This is a genomic window from Limobrevibacterium gyesilva, assembly GCF_025989185.1.
In the GTDB taxonomy this organism is placed as follows: Bacteria; Pseudomonadota; Alphaproteobacteria; order Acetobacterales; family Acetobacteraceae; genus Limobrevibacterium; species Limobrevibacterium gyesilva.
This window is the reverse complement of sequence record NZ_JAPDNT010000063.1, coordinates 1-6,497: the sequence shown is the minus strand read 5'-3', so window position 1 is coordinate 6,497 and position 6,497 is coordinate 1. Positions and strand designations below refer to the sequence as shown.

Here is a 6,497-nt window from a genome sequence, read left to right as displayed (position 1 = left end):
CCATGCCGGCCCCGGCGGGCGCCGACGCGCCGCAGGCGGCAAAGGTGTCGCAATGGCGGCTGCAGCCGCTGCAGCCGCTGCCACTGCTCGACTCCGAAGCGGCCGCGCGCGGCAGCTGGGTGCCGCCGGGCGCGCGCGTCTCGCCCTGGACGGCGACGCCGGCACCGCTCTGGGCGGCACCCCGCAAGGAAACCACGCGCATCGGCGCCATTCCGCCGGGCAGCCAGTTGCCGGCGGATGTGTGGGCCAGCGGCGCCTACGAGATCCAGCGCAAGCTCGACGGCGGTGCCTGGTTCCTGGTGGCCACGGGCGGCCAGGCGATGGGATACGTGTCCGGCAACGACATCATCGAGGTCTGGCCCGCGCCCGCCGGGCCGGCGCCGGCCACGGCGAAGCCGGTGCGGCAATGGCCCGTGGCCGGCCGCGACGCCACCCTGCGCGACGCCGGCACGCATTACGACCTGACCGTCCCGATGACCTGCAAGCTGGCGTTCTGCGACAGCATCCAGGTGTTCACCCCGAAGCCGCCGGACCAGGGTGCGATCATCCCGACCTTCCAGGTGCCGCGGATCAACGGGGCCTGGCGGCAGGACGAGACCGTCGACGTGCGGGTGCTGCTGCCCCGGCGGATCGTGGAGACCAAGGGCACGCAGCTGGTCGGCTGCATCGGCCAGGGCGATGGGTGCGAGCCGCAGACCCTGCTGTCCGGAGGGTAGCGTGCCGCACTCACCCGCCCGCCAGCACCTCCTCGGCGTAGCGGCCGGCCGCGATCGCCGCGGCGATGTCGGGCGCCTTGTCGGGATCGAACTTGCGCGCGAACAGGATCTGCGGCCCCCGCGCAGCGGCGGTGCGGAACCCCGCCCGGTCCAGCGTGTCCGTCCCCTGGGCGCGTCTGGCATGGTCGGTCCACATCGGCGTCCCCACCGCCCGCCGCCCGCCCAGGGCCGCTGGGGTGTTGCCCAGGATGGTCTGGATCAGGTGCTCGTCCGGCACCTGGATGTAGCGGAAGAAGCGCACCACCTCCGGCCGCGCCGCCGCCGGCCGGATCGCCTCCACCGTGTCGGCCGTCAGCGCCCACCATTGCGCGCCGTACCAGAAGCGCGGGAACGGACAGGGCGGGCGCAACTGCGCCAGGACATCGCGCAGCAGCCGCTCGACATCGCCGCGAATCCAGTCGATCCGGTCCTGCGCCACGCCGTAATGCCGCGCCGCCGCGTCGCGCTGGAATGGGTTCAGCAGCCGGTGGTCCCAGGCCGTGGGGTTGTACCGGCGCCAGGGCTGCACCCAGCCATGCCGCTCGGTCGCCGCCGCCACCGCCATGCCGGCCAGCGCCGGATCGTCCGGCACTTCGACCAGGTCGACGAACTCCCGCGCTTCGTCCAGCAGCGCCGCTTCCAGCCGGTCGAGCGGCACCACCGGCAGCGCATCGCCGCTGACCAGCACGTAGCGGCGGAACCCGCCGGCGGCCCGGGCCGCGTCCAGCAGCGACAGCGTCGCCTGCATCATCGACCAGCCGCCCCAGAACACCTCGATCCGCGGCTCGACAAGGCTGGCATGCGGCGGCAGGCGCATGGCCGGCCAGTCCGCCTTGGCGTCCATGTGGACGAACACGCGAAAGCGCGCGTCGAGCACCCGCAGCAGGGCGTGAAGCGGCGCGGTCCGGTGCGCCAGCACGAGAACGGCGATGCGTGCGGTCATGCGAAGGCGAGGCTAGAAGCGGTCGCCAGGCGGAACAAGCCGGGCCGGCGCCGCCGGTTTCGATGCCGGCTACCCGTCCCCCCGCAATGTCCCGGCCTTGCCTCGGCGTCCCTCCACTTCTAATAGCGGCGCGCGAGCAGGAGGTATCATGGCTTCGATCGCCGAAGTTTCCGCAGACAACCCCGCCCTGGAGGCGCAGGCCGCCATCCTGGCCCGGCCCGCCACCCCCGAGCGGCACATGGCCGACGCCATCCGGGCGCTGGCCATCGACGCGGTGGAAGCCGCGAAGTCGGGCCATCCCGGCATGCCCATGGGCATGGCGGACGTGGCAACCGTGCTGTGGACCCGGTTCCTGAAATACGACGCCGCCGATCCGCGCTGGCCCGACCGCGACCGCTTCGTGCTGTCGGCCGGCCACGGCTCGATGCTGCTGTACAGCCTGCTGCACTTGACCGGCTATGCCGGCATGGGCATCGACGAGCTGAAGCATTTTCGCCAGCTCCATTCCCCCGCCGCCGGCCATCCCGAATTCGGCGAGCACCCGGGCATCGAGACCACCACCGGCCCGCTCGGCCAGGGCCTCGCCACCGCGGTCGGCATGGCGCTGGCCGAACGCATGCTGGCGGCCCGCTTCGGCAAGAGCCTGGTGGACCATCGCACCTGGGTGATCGCCTCGGACGGCGACCTGATGGAAGGCATCAGCCACGAAGCGGCCAGCCTCGCCGGGCATCTGCGGCTGGAGCGGTTGACCGTTCTGTGGGATGACAATTCGATATCGATCGATGGCGGCACGGCGCTCTCGACCTCCGACGACCAGCTCAAGCGCTTCGCCGCCTATGGCTGGGCGGTGAAGCGGGTGGACGGGCACGACCCGGCGCAGGTGGCTGCGGCGCTGTCGATGGCCATGCGCTCGAAGAAGCCCACGCTGATCGCCTGCCGCACCATCATCGGCTTCGCCGCCCCCACCAAGGCCGGCACCGCCGCCAGCCACGGATCGCCGCTGGGTGCGTCCGAGGCGCAGGCCGCCAAGGCGGCGCTGGGCTGGAACCACCCGCCGTTCGAGGTGCCCGAGGGCATCGCCGAGCAGTGGCACAAGGCTGGCGCCCGCGGCGCCACGCCGCGCCGTGCCTGGCTGAAGCGCCTGGCCCGCCACCCGCAGCGCGCCGAGTTCGAGCGGGTGACCGCCGGCCGCCTGCCGGAGAACTTCCACGACGCCGTGGCCGCCCTGAAGGCGGAGATCGCGGCGACGAAGCCGAAGCTCGCCAGCCGCCAGGCCAGCCAGAAGGCGCTGGAGACCCTGGTGCCGGCGATTCCCGAGCTGGTCGGCGGCTCGGCCGACCTCACCGGGTCGAACCTGACCCTGGTCAAGGGCATGGGCACCGTCACCCCCGGCAACTACGCCGGGCGCTACATCCATTACGGCATCCGCGAGCACGGCATGGCCGCAGCCATGAACGGCATGGCGCTGCATGGCGGACTGATCCCCTATGGCGGCACGTTCTTCATCTTCACCGACTACATGCGCCCGGCGATCCGGCTTGCGGCCCTGATGCGCCAGCGGGTGATCCACGTGCTCACCCACGACTCCATCGGCCTGGGCGAGGACGGCCCCACGCATCAGCCGGTCGAGCATCTGGCGAGCCTGCGGGCGATGCCGAACGTGTTCATGTTCCGCCCCGCCGACGCCTTGGAAACCGCCGAGTGCTGGGAGCTGGCGCTGCGCCGCGCCGACGGGCCCAGCCTGCTGGCGCTGTCCCGCCAGGCCCTGCCCGCTTTGCGCAGCGACGCCGGCGAGAACCGCTGCGCCCGCGGCGGCTACGTGCTGGCCGAGGCCGACGGCCCGCGCCAGGCCACCCTGATCGCCACCGGCAGCGAGGTCGCCATCGCCATGGCGGCGCGCGAGGCGCTGGCGGCGGACGGCATCAAGGCCGCCGTCGTCTCGCTGCCCTGCTGGGAGCTGTTCGCGCTGCAGGACGAGGCCTACCGCGCCGAGGTGCTGGGCGGCGCGCCCCGCGTCGGCGTCGAGGCCGCCAGCGGCTTCGGCTGGGAGCGCTGGCTCGGCCCCGACGGGGTTTTCATCGGCATGACCGGCTTCGGCGCTTCCGCGCCGTTCGAGGATCTGTACAAGCATTTCGGCATCACGCCGGACGCCGTTGCCGCCGCGGTGAAGCGCCGGCTCGCCTGACGCACGCGAAGAGGGAGAACTCACATGGCCGTCAAGGTCGCCATCAACGGATTCGGACGCATCGGCCGCCTTGTGCTGCGCGCCATCGTGGAAAGCGGACGCACCGACATCGAGCCGGTCGCCATCAACGACCTCGGCAGCGTCGAAGCCAACGCCCACCTGTTCCGCTACGACAGCGTGCATGGCCGCTTCCCCGGCGAGGTGGAGGTGTCCGGCGACACCATCACGATCCGCCACAACGGCCGCACCTATGGCCCGATCAAGGTGTCGGCCGAGCGCGAGCCGTCCAAGGTGCCGTACCAGGGCGTGGACGTGGCGATGGAGTGCACCGGCCGCTTCACCAGCAAGGAGAGCGCCTCCGCGCTGCTCGCCGCCGGCGCCCGCAAGGTGCTGGTCTCGGCCCCGGCCGACGGCGTGGACGCCACCATCGTCTACGGCGTGAACCACCAGGTCATGACCAAGGACATGACCGTGGTGTCCAACGCCTCCTGCACCACCAACTGCCTGGCCCCGGTGGCCAAGGTGCTGCATGACAGCTTCGGCATCGTGCGCGGCTACATGGTCACCATCCACGCCTATACCGGCGACCAGAACACCGTGGACACGCTGCACAAGGACCTGCACCGCGCCCGCGCGGCGGCGGTTTCCATGATCCCGACCAGCACGGGTGCCGCCAAGGCCGTGGGCCTGGTGATGCCGGAGCTGAAGGGCAAGCTGGACGGCACCGCCATCCGCGTGCCGGTGCCGAACGTCTCGCTGGTCTCGCTGGACGTGGTGCTGACGAAGCAGGCCACGAAGGACGAGATCAACGCCGCCATGAAGGCCGCGAGCGAGGGCTCGCTGAAGGGCATCCTCGCCTACAACACCGCGCCGCTGGTCTCGGTCGACTTCAACCACGTCCCGGCCTCGTCCACCTTCGACGCCACCCAGACCACGGTCGTCGATGGCGGGCTGGCGCGGGTGATGTCGTGGTACGACAACGAGTGGGGCTTCTCCAACCGCATGTCCGACACTGCCGCCCTGCTCGGCAGCCTGTAAGCGGGAGGCTGTGGGATGGCCGGGTTCAGGACCCTCGACGGGGTCGAGGTCGCGGGCAGGCGTGTGCTTGTCCGCGCCGACCTGAACGTGCCGATGCACGACGGGAAGATCTCCGACCTCACGCGCATCGAGCGGCTGAGCCCGACCATCCGCGAGCTGTCCGCGAAGGGCGCGCGGGTGGTCGTCTGCAGCCATTTCGACCGGCCCAAGGGCAAGCGGGTGGCGGAGATGTCGCTGGCGCCGATGGCCGCGGCGCTGGGCCAGGTGCTGGGCCGCAAAGTGCACTTCGCCGAGGACTGCATCGGCCTGCCGGCGCAGCAGGTGATCGACACGCTGGCGGACGGTGACGTGGCGGTGCTGGAGAACACCCGCTTCCACTCCGGCGAGGAGAAGAACGACCCGGCCTTCGCCGCCGACCTCGCGAAGCTCGCGGACATCTTCGTCAACGACGCCTTCTCCGCCGCGCACCGCGCCCATGCCAGCACCGAAGGGGTGGCGCATCTGCTGCCGGCCTATGCAGGCCGGCTGATGCAGGCGGAGCTGGAGGCGCTGACCGCCGCACTGGAGCATCCGCAGCGCCCGGTGGCCGCCATCGTCGGCGGCGCCAAGGTGTCGACCAAGCTTGAACTGCTGGGCAACCTCGTGGGCAAGGTCGATGTGCTGATCATCGGCGGCGCCATGGCCAACACCTTCCTGGCGGCCAGCGGGCTCGGCGTCGGCAAGTCGCTGCAGGAGGCGGAGATGCACGACACCGCCCGCGCGATCCTCGCCAAGGCCCGCGCGGCCGGCTGCGAGATCCTGCTGCCGGTGGACGCGGTGACCGCCATTGCGTTCAAGCCGAACCCGCCGACGCAGACGGTTCCCGTCACCGCGGTGCCCGATGACGCGATGATCCTGGACGTGGGGCCGCAGACGGTGGCGCTGCTGACGGCGCGGCTCGCCGGACTGAAGACGCTGGTCTGGAACGGCCCGCTGGGCGCGTTCGAGACGCCGCCCTTCGACGCCGCCACGGTGACGCTGGCCAAGGCGGTTGCGCAAGCGACGGATGCCGGAACGCTGCGCAGCGTGGCCGGCGGCGGCGACACGGTCGCTGCCCTGCGCCAGGCGGGGGTGGCTGAGCGGATGAGCTATGTCTCGACCGCTGGCGGCGCCTTCCTGGAATGGCTGGAAGGCAAGACCCTGCCCGGGGTTGCTGCCCTGTCGGCCTGAGTCATAGCGCCAACTTCGATGAACGGGGTCGCCTTCGGGCGGCTCCGTTAATCTTTTGGTGACAATTGCCGCGATTCGTCGCATTTTTGGGCCCGTTCTCGTCAACGGTTTCTTCACCAATGCGCCGCAAGATCTATCGCATGATCGCGCCAAGTTCTCTGTCGGCCTTTTCGGTCAACGCCAGCAACGGGGTGATCCGCGACGGCGTCGCCGCGCCCGGCCGCGCTGCCGCACCCGCCGCGGTCCAGCAGGCGCGCGCGCAGCAGCGTGCCGCCCCAGCCCAGCACCCTGCCGCCGCCACCCCGCAGGCGGCCGGCCGGCCCGCGCCGCCGGCCCCCGGCCAGATCCTGCCGCGCGGCTCGCTGCT

6 protein-coding genes are annotated in these 6,497 nt (G+C 71.5%); 5 read left to right on the top strand and 1 reads right to left on the bottom strand.

All coding sequences use genetic code 11. The annotated features are described in order from the left end of the window. On the top strand, nucleotides 1-716 hold a 716-nt coding region (locus OL599_RS25540), incomplete at its 5' end, for a hypothetical protein (protein ID WP_264716888.1). Nucleotides 717-726: 10 nt separating this feature from the next. Here OL599_RS25540 and OL599_RS25535 read toward each other — a convergent pair. After that, nucleotides 727-1,698, bottom strand: coding sequence for a beta-1,6-N-acetylglucosaminyltransferase (locus OL599_RS25535; RefSeq protein ID WP_264716887.1), 972 nt, complete (start codon nucleotides 1,696-1,698; stop codon nucleotides 727-729). Between the two features lie 148 nt (nucleotides 1,699-1,846). Here OL599_RS25535 and tkt point away from each other — a divergent pair, with 148 nt between their 5' ends. The 4 genes from tkt to OL599_RS25515 form a co-directional block, all read left to right on the top strand. Next, nucleotides 1,847-3,883: a transketolase gene (gene tkt / locus OL599_RS25530; protein ID WP_264716886.1), complete on the top strand. Its 2,037-nt coding sequence runs from the start codon at nucleotides 1,847-1,849 to the stop codon at nucleotides 3,881-3,883. A 24-nt stretch (nucleotides 3,884-3,907) separates the two neighbouring features. Further along, nucleotides 3,908-4,921: a type I glyceraldehyde-3-phosphate dehydrogenase gene (gene gap / locus OL599_RS25525; protein WP_264716885.1), complete on the top strand. Its 1,014-nt coding sequence runs from the start codon at nucleotides 3,908-3,910 to the stop codon at nucleotides 4,919-4,921. A gap of 15 nt (nucleotides 4,922-4,936) precedes the next feature. After that, nucleotides 4,937-6,130: a phosphoglycerate kinase gene (locus OL599_RS25520; protein WP_264716883.1), complete on the top strand. Its 1,194-nt coding sequence runs from the start codon at nucleotides 4,937-4,939 to the stop codon at nucleotides 6,128-6,130. A gap of 140 nt (nucleotides 6,131-6,270) precedes the next feature. Beyond that, nucleotides 6,271-6,497, top strand: a 227-nt coding sequence (locus tag OL599_RS25515; protein ID WP_264716882.1) for a hypothetical protein, incomplete at its 3' end; no start/stop codon positions are given.

Coding starts and splice junctions, on each gene's coding strand:
- OL599_RS25535 (WP_264716887.1), bottom strand. CDS start 1,698: ATGACCGCACGCATCGCCGTTCTCGTGCTGGCGCACCGGACCGCGCCG.
- tkt (WP_264716886.1), top strand. CDS start 1,847: ATGGCTTCGATCGCCGAAGTTTCCGCAGACAACCCCGCCCTGGAGGCG.
- gap (WP_264716885.1), top strand. CDS start 3,908: ATGGCCGTCAAGGTCGCCATCAACGGATTCGGACGCATCGGCCGCCTT.
- OL599_RS25520 (WP_264716883.1), top strand. CDS start 4,937: ATGGCCGGGTTCAGGACCCTCGACGGGGTCGAGGTCGCGGGCAGGCGT.